At 63.4% G+C, this 14,677-nt stretch carries 12 protein-coding genes; 1 reads left to right on the plus strand and 11 read right to left on the minus strand.

Annotation, left to right across the window (positions count from 1 at the left end; translation table 11 throughout):
- Nucleotides 1–18: 18 nt before the first annotated feature.
- The 3 genes from QMY55_RS19915 to QMY55_RS19925 all read right to left on the minus strand — a co-directional run bounded on the left by QMY55_RS19915 (nucleotide 19) and on the right by QMY55_RS19925 (nucleotide 2,221).
- On the minus strand, nucleotides 19–252 hold the full coding sequence (locus QMY55_RS19915) for a Fis family transcriptional regulator (protein ID WP_283485845.1): 234 nt from the start codon (nucleotides 250–252) through the stop codon (nucleotides 19–21).
- Nucleotides 249–1,310, minus strand: a complete 1,062-nt coding sequence (gene dusB, locus QMY55_RS19920; protein WP_283485846.1) for a tRNA dihydrouridine synthase DusB — start codon at nucleotides 1,308–1,310, stop codon at nucleotides 249–251. The genes QMY55_RS19915 and dusB overlap by 4 nt, the downstream gene beginning before the upstream one ends.
- Nucleotides 1,311–1,468: 158 nt before the next feature.
- Nucleotides 1,469–2,221 carry a M15 family metallopeptidase gene (locus tag QMY55_RS19925; protein WP_283485847.1) on the minus strand — a complete coding sequence of 251 codons (753 nt, stop codon included), beginning with the start codon at nucleotides 2,219–2,221 and terminating at the stop codon, nucleotides 1,469–1,471.
- A 377-nt stretch (nucleotides 2,222–2,598) separates the two neighbouring features.
- Here QMY55_RS19925 and QMY55_RS19930 point away from each other — a divergent pair, with 377 nt between their 5' ends.
- Entirely contained in the window at nucleotides 2,599–3,114 is a 516-nt protein-coding gene (locus tag QMY55_RS19930; protein WP_283485848.1) for a YqaA family protein, read from the plus strand.
- Here QMY55_RS19930 and QMY55_RS19935 read toward each other — a convergent pair.
- The 8 genes from QMY55_RS19935 to nadC form a co-directional block, all read right to left on the minus strand.
- Complete coding sequence (locus QMY55_RS19935; RefSeq protein WP_283485849.1) at nucleotides 3,111–4,457, minus strand: carbohydrate porin; 1,347 nt, start codon at nucleotides 4,455–4,457, stop codon at nucleotides 3,111–3,113. The two genes, QMY55_RS19930 and QMY55_RS19935, sit on opposite strands and share 4 nt — an antisense overlap.
- 227 nt (nucleotides 4,458–4,684) lie before the next feature.
- Entirely contained in the window at nucleotides 4,685–5,296 is a 612-nt protein-coding gene (locus QMY55_RS19940; RefSeq protein ID WP_283489021.1) for a response regulator transcription factor, read from the minus strand.
- A gap of 1 nt (nucleotide 5,297) precedes the next feature.
- Nucleotides 5,298–6,398 carry a sensor histidine kinase gene (locus tag QMY55_RS19945; RefSeq protein ID WP_283489022.1) on the minus strand — a complete coding sequence of 367 codons (1,101 nt, stop codon included), beginning with the start codon at nucleotides 6,396–6,398 and terminating at the stop codon, nucleotides 5,298–5,300.
- 101 nt (nucleotides 6,399–6,499) lie between these two features.
- Complete coding sequence (locus QMY55_RS19950) at nucleotides 6,500–7,837, minus strand: TolC family protein (RefSeq protein WP_283485850.1); 1,338 nt, start codon at nucleotides 7,835–7,837, stop codon at nucleotides 6,500–6,502.
- A gap of 28 nt (nucleotides 7,838–7,865) precedes the next feature.
- Nucleotides 7,866–11,036 (minus strand): efflux RND transporter permease subunit, encoded by a 3,171-nt coding sequence (locus QMY55_RS19955; RefSeq protein WP_283485851.1) that lies wholly within the window; start codon nucleotides 11,034–11,036, stop codon nucleotides 7,866–7,868.
- Nucleotides 11,033–12,178 (minus strand): efflux RND transporter periplasmic adaptor subunit, encoded by a 1,146-nt coding sequence (locus QMY55_RS19960; protein ID WP_283485852.1) that lies wholly within the window; start codon nucleotides 12,176–12,178, stop codon nucleotides 11,033–11,035. Before QMY55_RS19960 ends, QMY55_RS19955 begins: the two co-directional genes overlap by 4 nt.
- 424 nt (nucleotides 12,179–12,602) lie before the next feature.
- Entirely contained in the window at nucleotides 12,603–13,598 is a 996-nt protein-coding gene (locus tag QMY55_RS19965) for a tripartite tricarboxylate transporter substrate binding protein (RefSeq protein WP_283485853.1), read from the minus strand.
- Nucleotides 13,599–13,723: 125 nt separating this feature from the next.
- The gene (gene nadC / locus QMY55_RS19970; RefSeq protein ID WP_283485854.1) at nucleotides 13,724–14,593 is read right to left on the minus strand and encodes a carboxylating nicotinate-nucleotide diphosphorylase; all 870 of its coding nucleotides are present in this window, start codon (nucleotides 14,591–14,593) and stop codon (nucleotides 13,724–13,726) included.
- Nucleotides 14,594–14,677: the final 84 nt, after the last annotated feature.

The following is a 14,677-nucleotide window of genomic DNA, read 5'->3' on the forward strand; positions in this document are numbered from 1 at the left end:
ATTCGGAAGCGATACAGCTCAGAGCAACTGGTGATCCAGCAGCTTTTTGCGCAAGGTGTTGCGGTTCAGGCCCAGCCACTCGGCCGCGCGCGACTGGTTGTTGTCGGCCTGGCCCATGACCACCTCCAACAAGGGCTTTTCGACAAGGCGAATCACCATGTCATAGACATTGGCGGGCGTTTCGCCTTCCAGATCGCGGAAATAGCCCTCCAGGCTATCGCGAACGACTTGTTCTAAATTCTGATTGCTCATGCAGTCATTCCTGCCGGTTCGTCCAGCTCGCTGCTTTCAGCAGCTGCCGTGGCAGCCGGTATCCGCTCCATCTGCTGCCCCAGGGCATCCAGATAGTCGGCCACGGCCTGCCATTGAACCGTACAGTCCTCAATAGTGTTGATGTGTTTTCTGAATTCTTCCCCACCCGGCAGAGTCCGCAGATACCACGCAATGTGCTTGCGCGCGCTGCGCACCCCGACTCCCTCGCCATACAGGCCGTAATGGTCCTGCAGATGTTCCAGCAGCAGGCGACGCAGCTCGGCCACCAGCGGTGGTGCCATGTGCTCGCCCGTCTCCAGGAAATAGGCAATTTCGCGAAATATCCACGGCCTGCCCTGGGCAGCGCGGCCGACCATGATGGCGTCCGCCCCCGTGTAGGCCAGCACATCGCGGGCTTTCTCGGGGCTGTTGATATCGCCGTTTGCCACCACGGGCACTTTCACCGCCTGCTTGACGGCGGCAATCGTGTCGTACTCGGCAAAGCCTTTGTAGCCCTGCTCGCGCGTGCGGCCGTGCACGGTGAGCATCTGGATGCCCACGCCCTCGAACTGGCGTGCCAGCGCGATGGCGTTCTTGTGTTCATCGCACCAGCCGGTACGCATCTTCAGCGTGACGGGCACGTTGTAGGGTCGCGCGGCCTCCACCACGGCCTGGGCAATTTCCACGGCCAGGGGCTCGTTCTGCATCAGGGCGGAACCCGCCCATTTGTTGCAGACCTTCTTGGCCGGGCAGCCCATGTTGATGTCGATGATCTGTGCGCCGCGCTCGATGTTGTAGACCGCGGCTTCGGCCATCATGGGCGCTTCGGTGCCGGCAATCTGTACCGAGATCGGCCCAGGCTCGCCTTCGTGGTTGGCGCGCCGACTGGTCTTGAGGCTGTTCCACAGGTCCTTGCGGCTGGTCACCATCTCGCTGACCGCATAACCCGCGCCCAGGGCCTTGCACAACTGGCGAAACGGCCTGTCCGTCACACCCGCCATGGGTGCGACAAACAGACGATTTGCCAATGGGATATGACCAATGTGCAGAGCGGGCATGAAAGGGGTTCTGGGGTCGCAGCAGACAGTGCTTGTCTGGAGCCAACCGGGCGCTGGAAAAGAGGGCTGAATTATACCTGCCCAATTTTTCAGCAAAACCAAAGTTGATGCATCACCCTGTAGGACGAATCACTATCGCTACCTACCCGCAGCAGGACTCAGTTTTTTCGGACCGGCTGGTTGAAATACTGATCGGGATAGGGCTCGCTCGCCAGCGTGTAATGCCACCATTCTTCGGGTAGATTCTTCCAGCCATGGCGCTGCATCAGCGCCCGCAGCCAGCGACGGTTGTGCTGCACATCCGGGGACTGGGAAGCATCTTCGGTATGCGACTGCTCATCGAACATATCGAACGGCGTGCCCATGTCCACATCGATACCATCGGCCAGCGGACCGCGCACACGCTTGCTTGCGCGCCTGGCATCGACGACCACCAGCGTCATGTCCACCGTGCTGGCACGGCTGTGGCCGGATTTTTCGGCGATATAGCCGCGCTTGAACAGCTCGCTCTTGGGCACGCGCGGGTAATACATGTCCTTGTTCTTCTGGTCCGTCATATCCCTGCCCCAGCGCACAAAGTCATTCACCGCCGCCTGAGGACGATAGCAGTCATAGACCTTGATGGCCATGCCATAGACTTCCAGCTCCTTCTGCGCTGCAGCCAGAGACTGGGCCGCCGCACGGCTGAGCCAGCACACACCGGCTTCATAACCTTCGACAGGCCGCCCCATGAAGTTATGGCGGGTGGCGTAACGCATATCCTGGCGCACGCCAGGGGCCAGACTGCTCAGCGGCACCAGGTCTGCTCCAGCATTGGAGGTCGATGACTCTGTCGCGCCCATGTGCTGTGCGCAACCAGCTATAAAAATCAAAGCAAACGCCACAACCGCCAGGCGGGGCTGAAAACTCATATTGGTATCTCCATACGCAAGCGCTCTTGCAGGATATTGGCCGGATGCGCGATTGTGCCGCAGCCCCAAGAACGTGTTCACGATCTCTACGCAGCCGCGTTGGAGCGCAATCGGGATGAGTTCGAAGCGATGGTCCGCCGCTTGCACCGGGGTGCAAGCAAGGGCCAGCGCGCAGAAGGCGCCCGATTTCACTCCAACCCTTCGGGACAGTGGCTTTGCGGGCGGTCTGCGGCGTTGCAAATCCTCGCAATAGCACGGCTATTGCTGCGGTATTGCGCGCGGGGGGCCGCCCCCTAGCATCCCCTCCCGCAAAGTCACTGTCGCGGAGCGGGGAGATCGTCAACACGTTCTAAACTAGCGCCCCTATGGAATCATGGATGCAACAAGTGCTGCACTGGCTGGCCCTGCCGGAGCTGGGCCTGAGCACGGTCTTTATCGTGGCCCTGGTTTCTGCCACCTTGCTGCCGCTGGGCTCGGAGCCCGTGGTGGCGGCCCTGGTCACGGCCAATCCTCATCTATTCTGGCCCGCCATTATGGTTGCGACGGCAGGCAACACCATTGGCGGCGCCATCAGCTGGTGGATGGGCCTGGCCGCGCACAAGGCCTGGAACAGGGCCCGCAGGCTGCGCCAGCATGATGGCACCCAGCCTCAGCGGAAAAACATGCACAACCAGTCACGCTGGCATCGCGTGGCCCGCTACTGGCTGCGCAAATACGGCGCCAAGGCCTGCCTGCTGAGCTGGCTGCCCGTTGTGGGAGACCCGCTGTGCGCCGTCGCCGGCTGGCTTCGCCTGCCCTTCTGGGCCTGCGTGGGCTATATGGCGGTCGGCAAGTTCCTCCGCTACACCTTGATGACCGCAGGCCTGCACCAGATCCTCCAGCGCATCTTTTAAAACTCCGTGTGCAGGCGCACGGCCAGTGCATTCACCGGCCCGCGGTCGGCGTTGTACGCGGGGTTGCGGATATGTTGCCAGTCGAAGGTCACGCTGGACTTCTGGCCGACGCTCATGCTGTAGAACATCTCCAGAATGCTTTCGGGCTTGTAGTTCAGACGTCCATCGCCGATGAACGGCCCCATGCCGCCTTCGGCCAGGTACTGACGATGGACGGAAGACAGAAAATTGCGTGCCACACCCAGGCCCAGCGTATCCTTGGCCCGCCCCCATTTGCGCCCCTGGATCAGCAGGCCTGTGGATAGCGAGCGGTCGATTTCCGTGAAGGCATAGATTTCCGTCTTTCCATCGGCCCAGCTGGCGCGTGCGAACAGTCCCACATCGTCAGATAGCGCCTGCTCCAGGTTCAGGCCGAAGCCGCGCTTGCTCTTGGCCCCGTAGCGCGCGGTATTGATGTCAGGCACTCCTCCTCGCTGCGCGGCCTGGGCCAATGCATCGCTGTAGCTGGTCATCACCGCATGGTTGCGAAACACCAGTGCCCGCAGCTTACCAGGCTGACCTGCCAGCGTATGCGCATGGGCAACCTCCAGCTGGTCACCGTAGTGCTTGAAGATGCGGTAGTCCAGCGGCTGGCCGTTGGGCTCCTTGGGCTGGATGAAACGGCCAAAGCGCAGCTCCCAGTCATCATGAAACCACTCCAGCACCGCGCCCCAGCTGTAACCACGGGCGTCCGCTGCATAGTCGGACGCACCTTGGGTCATCAACGACCAGTTCATGAACTGGGTTCGCGGATCGTGGTTGTAGCGGTTGTTATCAAAGATGTCGGTCACGGCCAGATTACCGACCGTCAGCACGGTCCGGCGCTTGTCCTCCATGCCGGCCAACTGCCTTGCATCGGACTCCACGGCTTCTTGCTCACCGCCATGGTTCCAGGTCTGGCGCAAAAATGCACGGGCGCGATAGAGTTTCAGCCTTGCGCCCGAAGTTTTGGCCAACTCTCCATTGGTAAAGCCACCCAGGCCGGTCAGTCCCGACAGAGGAATGCCCTGCGCACCTTCCAGATCAAGATAGACCTCTGCTCCCGCCCATGGACGGTATCCGAAGGATGCGGTGGTCGTGAACGAGTAGCTCCGCTCGCGCTCGGGCTTCAGGCTCATGGCTCCCGTATAAGGCGCGGAAAAAGATGGTTTGCGCTGCCATACATAGGTCGCCTGGAACCTGGCATTCCACTTTTCAGGCTCTATGGTTTTCTCACCCTCAGCAGCATCCTCAGCGCCTGCCTGGGCTGTCTCCGCACTCTGCTGCGCATGAGCAGCCGGCCCCCACATCAAGTACAAGGACATCAGGCTGCCTGCGCAGAGCTTGCCGAGACCACATTTGTTATTGAATGTTCCTTGCTGATGCATTGACCGCTCCTGGCGAATCCGCCATTGTGTACTGGCAAATCCCCGGTACGCACCAACAAGCCCATGCGCAGTCAGCACATGGAGCCGATATCAGCAAGTTTGACGTTCACCGTTATGGCTCCAGCCAAAGCTGCCGCGCCCCTGAAGCAACGGCCCGGCGGGCATCAGCGGATATCCAGCTTCTCCAGCATGCGCACCAGCTCGGCAACCGAGCCAGCCTCCATCTTGCGCATGGCTTGAGAACGCCTGACCTTGATCGTGATTTCGCTGACATCGAGCTCGCCCGCGATCTGCTTGTTGAGCAGGCCTCGCACCACGCCTGTCAGCACGGACTGCTCCCCGCCGGACAGAGAATCCCAACGCGAGCGCAGCTCCTGCAGCAGCCCGTCCTGCACGCGGCGCTGGCGATCCAGTGCAATGCCTTGCTGTATGGCGTCGAGCAGATCCTGATCGCGAAACGGCTTGGCCAGAAACTCGATGGCCCCTGTCTTCATGGCTTCCACGCTCATGGGAATATCGCCATGCCCTGTGATGAATATCGTGGGAAAGCGCAGGCCCAGCTCCAGCATCTGCCTCCTGAACTCCAGGCCGCTTTGCCCGGGCATGCGAATGTCCAGCACCAGGCAGGCAGGCCCTTCAGGCGGGCTCAGCTCCAGATGCGTGAGGAAGTCGCGGGTTGCACCAAATGCCGACACGGACAAGCCCACGGAAAGCAGCAAATCTTCGATGGCGGCGCGTACCGAGGCATCGTCGTCAATCACATACACGGTTTCCATCTCAGCCAAACCTGTTTCCTCCTGCTGCAGCATCCCCTGCGGCCACGAAAGCGGCGATGGTGACATGAAATACGACTCCGCTGCGCCCATCCTCACGATCTGTGGCCCAGATACGGCCGCCATTGGCCTCCGCCATATTGCGGCAGATGTTCAGTCCCAGTCCCATGCCGTCGCGCTTGGTCGTCCAGAAGGCATCGAAGAGATGGCTTTTTGCAGACATGGACAGCCCTTCCCCGGCATCCATCACCGTCAGCGCCAGTTGCTGGCCCAGGGACTGCGTGGCTACCGTGATGCGCCGCTGCACGACCGGTGTGTCCTGCATGGCGTCCATGGCATTGAGCAGCAGATTGCCCAGCACCTGCAAAAACTGCACGCGGTCACACCATGCCGGTGCCAGCCCTGCTGCCAGTTGCAAGTCCATGGCAATGGAGCGCTGGTTCAGGTCGGCCCCAGAAAGATGCACCATCTCGCGCACGGCGTCGTTGAGATCGAATTTCTGCTTGCTGGGTGCCTCGCCACGCGCCATGGAACGGATGCGTGCAATGACATCGCTGGCCCGCTGGGCATCCCCGAGGATGCGCTCCAGCGCCTGGCCGGCTTTTTCAAGATTGGGCGGTTGCTGGGCCAGCCAGCGTTGGCAGGCATTGCCGCTGGTGACGATGGCGGCCAATGGCTGGTTGACCTCATGCGCAATCGAGGCAGTCACCTGCCCCAGGCTGGTTGCCTGGGTGATGCGCAGCAACTGGGTCTGCGCCGCATGCGCGGCATTCTGCGCCGCCACCATCTTCAGGCCCAGATAGGCCGTGATGACGATGGCCAGAATGCTGATACCGGTATTGATGAGCCCCGTGCGATAGGCCCCGGCCGGGGTCAGCGCAAAGCTGGCCAGGGTCAGCGTGATGCACAAGCCCGTGATGGCAATCACCAGGCGCGGGCTGAACCAGCGCACGGCTACAAGGATGATGGCCGTGTGAAACACGGCTGCGGCCACCGCATATTCGGTTAGCGTATCCAGCGCAAAGATGACTGCCATGGCCGCAGCCATAGCAAGCAGGATCAAGGCCCGGCGCAGATGCACAAAGCGTTGCGGTTCGGCGGTCATGGCGTGCAGGGTCGTGCTCAGGGCGTGAAAGATCCACTGATTGTGACTCATGACGCGGCGCATGATGCGCGCCCGCCAGCCCTGCTCGCCCGGTTCACCCATCACAGCGCGGGCCGCTGGCCTATGCTCAGTTGCAGGTCGACCGTGGCCTTGGCCAGGTCAGCCTCAGCCTGCAGATAGCCAAGATAGGCATCGTCGGCAGAACGCTGTGCCGACAGCAGTTCCAGCAACGAAGCTTCGCCATGACGGTAGGACAGGCGAATGCTCTCCAGCACGCGCTGCGCATCGGTCAGCACATTGCTGCGATAGCGCTCCACGTTCTCCCTGGCTGCCTCGAAGCGGAAATAGGCCGAGCGCACGTCGGCCTCGGCTTTGTGCTGCGACTGCTGCAGGCCCAGCATGGCCTGGGTCACGACAGACTCGGCCTGCAGCACCTCGCCACGGTTCAGGCGCGAGAACGGAATCGGCACGCTGACCGAAACCGACAACATGCGCGAGCGATTGCCTGCGTCAAAGGCCTTGCCTTCGTTGTCGACGCCTGCAGCCGTCGCTGGTATGGCCGCCACACCCACGGCCAGCGTGGGATTGACCCAGCGGTTGGCCTGGGCCACGCCGGCGTTGTCGCGTGCGTTGTCCAGCGCCGCCTGGGCCACGCGCACATCGCTGCGCGCATCAAGCGCCTGAACCACCAAAGCTTCGATGTTCTTGCCGTTGGCAAAGGGCTGGAAATCGCATTGCAGGTCTTCCGAACTGAAGACCTCGGACAGCTTGCGCCCCAGCGGCACGCTCAGTGCCAGACGCGAGGTCTGGGCATCGGCTCGAGCCTGCGTGACATCGGCCTGAAACTGGTCGCGCTCCACACGCGACTGCCGCCATTCCACGGTGCCTATGTCGCCAGCCTTGCGTCGCACCTCGTTGGCCTTGACCACATCGGACAGTGCCTTGAGTGTCTGCTCCTTGCGCTGCAGCGCCTGCTGGTCGCGGCAGGCCTGGGTGAAATCCTGGGCCGCATCGGAAAACAGCTGGGTGCGAAAGCCCTCGACGCCGGCCTCGGCCAGCCTCACCTGGCTGCGCGCGGCGCGGATGCGGGCCGAGCGCTTGCCGCCGGTCTCCAGTTCCATGCTGACTTCGTAATTGCGGTTTAGCGGACGCGGCGTGCCGGTTCTGACCTGCTCGCGCGAGGCCCCCAGCGTCAGCTGCGGATCGGGGCGTATGCCGGCTATGCCGACGCCAGCCTTGGCCGCCACCACGCTCTGTTGCTGGGACTGCAGCTCCAGGCTGTGCTGCTCGACAGCGCTCAGATAGTCGGCAAAGCTCAGGCCATTGGCTGCCGACAGCGCCGGAGCCTGCGCGGCGGTCTGCGCCAGCGCCGCACCGCCCAGGCCCAACGCTGCCAGCAGCAGGGTCAGGCACTTGAGGGAAGAGATAGGAAATTGCATGCTATGTCCAGTTTGGTCGGCAACCCGCTCAGGGAGCCATGCGCTCCGCAGCGGCAACAGTCGTCACCGGGCCTTCGCTTTCATCGTCGAGTTCACCGCGCTCGGCCGCGCGCCGGCGCTTGCGCTCGGCTGCGCGCTGGGCACGCAGTTCGATCACGTAATAGAGGTTGGGCAGCAGCAGCAAGGTCAGCAAGGTGGCACTGACCAGGCCGCAGACCACCACTGTGGCCAGGGGCCGCTGCACATCGCTGCCCAGTCCCGTGGCCAGCATGGCCGGCGTGAGGCCGAAAGCGGCCACCGTGGCCGTCATCAGCACCGGGCGCATACGGCTCGAAGCGCCTTCATGCACCGCTGCACGCAGCTCCAGTCCATCCTCGCGGCGCAACCGGTTGATCTGCGAGACCATTAGCACCCCCGACAGCACGGCCACGCCGAACAGCGCGATAAAGCCCACGGCGCTCGAGACATTGAGCGTCATGCCGCGCAGATGCAGGCCTGCAAAGCCGCCAATCATGGCCAGCGGCACCACGCCCAGCACCAGCAGCGGCTGGCGCAGATTGCCGAACTCGCCGAACAGCAGCACCAGCATGATGCCCAGCGTCAGCGGCAGGATGACCAGCAGCCGCGCCTCGGCACGCTGCAGGTTCTCGAACTGGCCGCCCCACTCGATGTGGATCTTCTGGTGGTCGTACTGGAGCTGGGCGTCGATGGCGTCGTGCGCATCCTTGAGGAAGCCCGCAAGGTCGCGGTCGCGCACGTTGAGCTTGACCAGGATGTGGCGCTCGCCGCCCTCACGCACGATCACGCTCTGGCCCACCGTGGTGCTGATGCGCGCCACGTCGGCCAGCGGCACCTGGGCGCCGTTGGCTGCAGCCAGACGCAGCGCACCTATGGCCTCGGGGCTGTTGCGCGTGCCGGGCGTGAAGCGCACCGTCATGTCGTAGCTGCGTTCACCCACGTAGAGCTGGCCTATGGAGGCCCCGCCCACGCCCGTGGAGATCAGCTGGGCCACATCGGCCGCGTTGATACCGTAGCGCGCCGCAGCCGCGCGGTCCAGGTCGATGCGCAGATTGGGCAGCGGCGGCTCGATGTCCACGGCCACATCGGCCGCGCCGGGCACCTTGGACAGAATCGCCACCATCTCGTCGGCCACGCGCCGGTCCTCGCTCAGATCCTGGCCGTAGACCTTCACGGTCAGATCGCTGTGCGCGCCCGAGAGCTTGTCCTGCACGCCGTCGATCATGGGCTGCATGAAGCCCACGGTATAGCCGGGCATCTTCTCGAAGCGCTCGGCCATCTTGGCGATCAGCTGCTGCTTGGTCAGGCCGGATTTCCACTCGCCATAGGGATGCAGGCCCACGCTGGCCTCGATGTGCGAGGGCGTCCAGTAGTCGGTGCCATCGTCGTTGCGGCCCGTCTGGGTCACGATATAGGACACCTCGGGAAACTCCAGCGTGGCGCGGCGCAGCTCGTCGGCCATATCGCGTGCCTTGTCCAGCGTGATGCCGGGCGGCATCTGCACCTGCAGCCAGATCGAGCCCTCGTCCAGATAAGGCAGGAAGTCGCGGCCAATGGTGCCGGCCAGCAGCACCAGAGCCACCAGCGCCGCCACCACGGCGCCGACCAGCCAGCGCATCTGGCCCACGGCGACGCCGAGAAAGTGGTCGTAGCGCTCACCCAGCCAATGCAGCACGGGGTTGTGGAAGATCTTGCGCGGCTTGCGGAACGCCAGCCAGGCCAGAGCCGGCGTGAGCAGCAACGCCACGGCCAAAGCACCTACCAGGGCCGCACCCACGGCGCTGGCCATGGGCGAGAACAGCTTGTACTCGATGCGCTCGAAACCGAACAGCGGCAGATAGGCGGCCGCGATCACGCACATGCCGAAGAAGATGGGACGCGCCACCTGCAGCGTGGCCGAGATGGCATCGCGGGGCGTCAGGGTCCGTTCACGCTCGGCCTCGCGCCGCCGCAGAATGTTCTCGACCACCACCACCGAGCCGTCGACCAAAATGCCGAAGTCGATGGCTCCCAGCGACAGCAGATTGGCCGGGATCTTGGCGTGGTGCATGAAGACGAAGGCCAGCAGCAGCGCCATGGGAATCGTCAGCGCCACGATCAGCGCCGCGCGCGGGCTGCCCAGGAACAGCAGCAGCACCAGGGTCACGACGATCATGCCCTCGGCCAGGGTCTTGCCCACGGTATGCGTGGTGCGCTCGATCAGCGTGGTGCGGTCCAGATAAGGTACGACCTTGACATCGGCAGGCAGCAGCTTTTCATTGAGTTCCTTCACTGCCGCGTGAATGCCTTCCAGTGCCTGCGAGGGGTTCGCGCCCTTGAGCAGCAGCACAATGCCTTCCAGCGTGTCGGAATTGTCATCCTTGCCCAGAATGCCGCGGCGTTCCACATTGCCATAGGTCAGGCGCCCCAGGTCCTTGACCAGGATGGGCGTGCCGTTGTCCGAGGTCTTGACCACCACATTGCCCATATCGTCCAGCGATCTCAGCAGGCCCACGCCGCGCACCACATAGGAGACTTCGCCGCGGTCGATGACGCTGCCGCCACCGCTGGCATTGTTGGCATTGATGGCATCGATCACCTGCGACAGCGTCAGCCCGTACTGCAGCAGACGCGCGGGATCGAGTTCGAGCATGAACTGCGTGGTCAGGCCGCCGAAATTGGTCACGTCCACCACGGACTGGGCTTTCTTGAGGCGCGGAATCACCACCCATTGCTGGAGCTCCGACAGCTCGCGCAGGCTGTGCGTGGGGCTTTCCAGCGTGTAGCGGTAGACCTCGCCCGTGGGCGAGCTGTAGGGATCCAGCGTGGCACGTGCGCCATAGGGCAGAGCGACATCGTCCATGCGCTCCTTGAGGCGCTGGCGCGCCCAGTAGCCGTCGACGCCGTCCTCGAACACCACGGTGATCAACGACAGACCGAACAGGCTGCGCGAGCGCAGCACATGCATGCCCGGCGTGGCCAGCAGTGCGCGCTCCAGCGGAATCGTGATCTGCTGCTCGATTTCCTCGGCCGCCAGGCCCGGCACCTGGGTGACGATCTGCGAGGTCACGTCGGCGATGTCGGGATAGGCTTCCAGCGGCAGCTGCTTCCAGCTGAACCCGCCATACAGGGCCGCGAAAATGAAGATCAGCCACACCACGCCGCGGCGGGCGAAACTGAGATTGACGATGCGCTCTATCATTGCAGCAGCACTCCACCGTTGACGACGATGCGCTCGCCAGCCGCCAGACCCGAGCGGATCTCCACCTTGCCGTCCTGCTGCACGCCGACCTGCACGTCACGCGGCTCGAAGCGCGCGCCCTTGTCCGTGCGGCCTTTGTCCACGAACACCCGCGTGCTCACATTGCCCTGCAACAGCGCCGTGGTCGGCACCATGAGGGCGTCACGGCCCGGGCCGTCGAAGCTCACGCGCGCAAACATACCGGGACGCAGCCGCCCTTCGCGGTTGTCCACAGCCACCCGCACCTTGACGCTGCGCGTGGCCGTATCGACGATCTCGCCCACGTATTGCACACGGCCTTCGAGCTTGAGGTCTGGATAGGCCGTCAGCGCGATATGCGCTTCCTGGCCCACGTCCACATGGGCCAGATCGCGCTCGGGCACGCTGGCGCTGAGCCAGACCTTGCTGAGGTCGGCCACGGTCATCACCGAAGCATTCACATCGTTCCAGTAACCGCCTTGCGATCCCGCCATATCGACCACGCGCCCGCTGATCGGCGACTTGATCACATAGCTGCCGCGCGAGCTGGCCTGCACATCGGCACCCAGCTGGGCCAGACGATCGGTCGCCGCGCGCGCATCGGCGCTGGCCGATGCCAGGGACTGCTGGGCGGCCTCGTAATCCTTGCGCGCCGCGATCTCCGCATCAAACAGCAGCTTCTGGCGGTCGAACTCCTGCTTGGCATGCAGGAGCGCGGACTGGGCCTTGGCATTGTCGGCCCGGGCGCTCGAGATATCGGATGAGTCCATGGTGATCAAGGCCTCGCCGGCCTTGACCGGGTCACCCAGTTGCCGATGCAGGCGCACCAGCCGACCCGCGACTGGAGGCGTGATCTTGACCAGTTTTTCGGGCTCCGCCTCGATAGTGGCCGGCGCGGAGATCAGCGTTTGGACATGCTCCAAAGTGGCTTCGGCCAGCTTCAATTGCGCCAGCACCGGGGACTGAAGCGGCACCAGGACCAGACTGCCCTCGCGGCGCAAGGCCGTCTGGCTATCGGCATCGGCAGCCGGGGCTTGTTTGTCGCCATTGCAAGCGCTGAGAGCCAGACACAGCAGCAGACACGCGACCCCCACGGGGTGATGAAAATTCAGAACTGGTTTCATAAGAAGCAAACAGTGGCATCAATATGGTCAGGGCAGATCCCGGCCTGAGAGCCGATGCTGCCCTGCACTCGCAACTCCTTCATGACAGGAGCTTCCGTGCAGCGAGACAGACATGCGCAAAGACACGGGCAAGACCGTGCTCCATGACGCCATCAAGGAATGAATCCAGCGGAAACCCCTCCCTTCGATGGACGACAAGGCTGTCGCCTCGGTGGCAGGGTCTGCTGCCCTGCTCCTAGCCTTGAATTATCAAATCCGGCCTGCAACAAAGCGAGCCTTCCTTGGGAAGGCAGGTCTGTTTTTTGGTTGCCCCAGGCTATACCTTGGTATAGCGAGTTCGTCACAGGCCTGAAACAAAACAGGCCACCGTTGCCGGTAGCCTGTCAGGACTTCAAGCGTGGGCAACAGCGGCCCTCTGCACTTCTCAATCGGCCTTGAGTCCAAGCTGCGCCGTCACGGCCGCATAGCGCTCCATATCGGCCGCAATGAGCTGGCCGAACTGTTCAGAACTTTGACAAACCAAGGTGTAGCCTTGCGCACGCAAGGACTGCTGCATTGCCGGTTCAGCCAGAATCTGCGCCAGCTCCTGGTGCAAACGGGCAATCACCGCTTCTGGCGTTGCCGCGGGAGCCAGCAAGCCATGCCACTGCTCCACGGCAAAGCCCGCCACGCCCTGCTCGGCCAGGGTCGGAATATCCGGCAGAGACGCCACGCGTGTCGGCGCCGTGACGGCAATCGCCCGCACACGCCCGGCTTCAATTAATGGCGCCGCGCTGCTGGCCGTGACCATGCCAAGCGGTACCTGATCTGCCGCCACGGCGGAGATGGCCGGGCCACAACCCTTGTAAGGCACATGCTGCAAACGCATGTGCGCCGCCTGGGTCAACATCTCGCCCGCCATATGCTGGGGCGTGCCATTGCCGCAGCTGGCAAAAGCCAGCGGCTTGTCGGCCGAGCTTTGCGCCAGCACATCTGCCAGACCATGCACATTGCTGTGCTGAGGCACGACCAGCACCGACGCAATGGTGCCGGCATTGAACACCGCCTTGAAGTCCTTGTGCGGATCAAAACCCAGCTCGCGGTACACGCCAGGATTGATGGCAAACGAGCTATTGGCCATCAACAGGGTCGTACCATCGGGCGCGGCTTCGGCCACGGCACGCGCACCGATATTGCCGCTGGCACCCGGCCGGTTTTCCACCACCACGGGCTGGGCTATGCGCTGCTGCAGCTCGGCCCCCAGCTTGCGCGCCAGCAAGTCCGTGCCCCCGCCCGGCGGAAAGGTCACGACGATGGTGATGGGCTTTTCAAACCGCATGGCCGCAGTCCCTGTACGGGCATGCCACAGGCCCACCGCCGTCACCGCCAGCGCTGCAGCACCCAGCACCACCCAACTGCGACGCTTTTGAATCAATGACATCTCTTAATCCTTGCCAACGAGCCTGCGCAAGTCCCCGCGCGCGAGACAGCAAGCAAGCGCCGCCGCGCCGCAATGCTGTCGTCCCCCTTGGGGGGAGGCCGCGCAGCGGCTCAAGGGGGCATCATTCATGCATCCAGCCCGATATCCAGCACCTTGGCGCTATGCGTGAGCCAGCCCACGGCGATCTGGTCCACGCCCGTGGCGGCCACGGCCGGTGCGGTTTCGGGGCTGATGCGGCCTGAGGCTTCGGTGATTGCACGGCCCTTGCACATGGCCACGGCCGTGCGCAGATCGTCCAGGCTCATGTTGTCCAGCAGCACCACATCCACACCCAGCTGCAGCGCCACATCCAACTGGGCCAGCGTGTCCACTTCCAGCTCGATCTTGACCATATGGCCGACACCGGCGCGGGCACGTCCCACGGCCGTGGCCAGATCACCGGCCAGTGCGATGTGGTTGTCCTTGATGAGCACGGCATCGTCCAGGCCGAAGCGGTGATTGCTGCCGCCGCCCACGCGCACGGCGTACTTTTGCAGCGAACGCAGGCCGGGCATGGTCTTGCGCGTGCAGGTCACACGCGTGCCGAAAGGCTTGATGGCTTCGGCAATCGAATGCGTGGCCGAGGCCACGCCGCTCAGATGGCAGAGGTAGTTGAGTGCCGTGCGCTCCGCCGTAAGAATGGCCCGGCTTTTGCCACGGATGCGCGCGATCTCCGTACCCGGAGCCAGCAAAGTCCCATCGGCGCAGCTGACCTCGAACTGCATCTGTCCATCCATCAGCGTGAAAGCCAGACGCGCCAGGTCCAGCCCGGCCAGTACACCGTCCTGGCGCGCCACCAGCCGCAGCTCATCCGTTGCGTCGGCAGGCACGATGGTGTCCGTGGTCAGGTCTCCGGCGCGGCCCAGGTCTTCCAGCAGGGCCATGCGCACCAGCGGCTCCAGCATCACATCGGGCAGAGGTGAAACGGGCAAAGCCGCAATCTCATTAATGCTCATTTTGAGTATTTGTATAGAAATAAAAAGCGCGACGGCTTTGATCAGTCGCGCACAGTGCACTTATGCTAAACATGAGCATTAGTC

It is taken from the genome of Comamonas resistens (assembly GCF_030064165.1).
Lineage (GTDB): Bacteria > Pseudomonadota > Gammaproteobacteria > Burkholderiales > Burkholderiaceae_C > Comamonas > Comamonas resistens.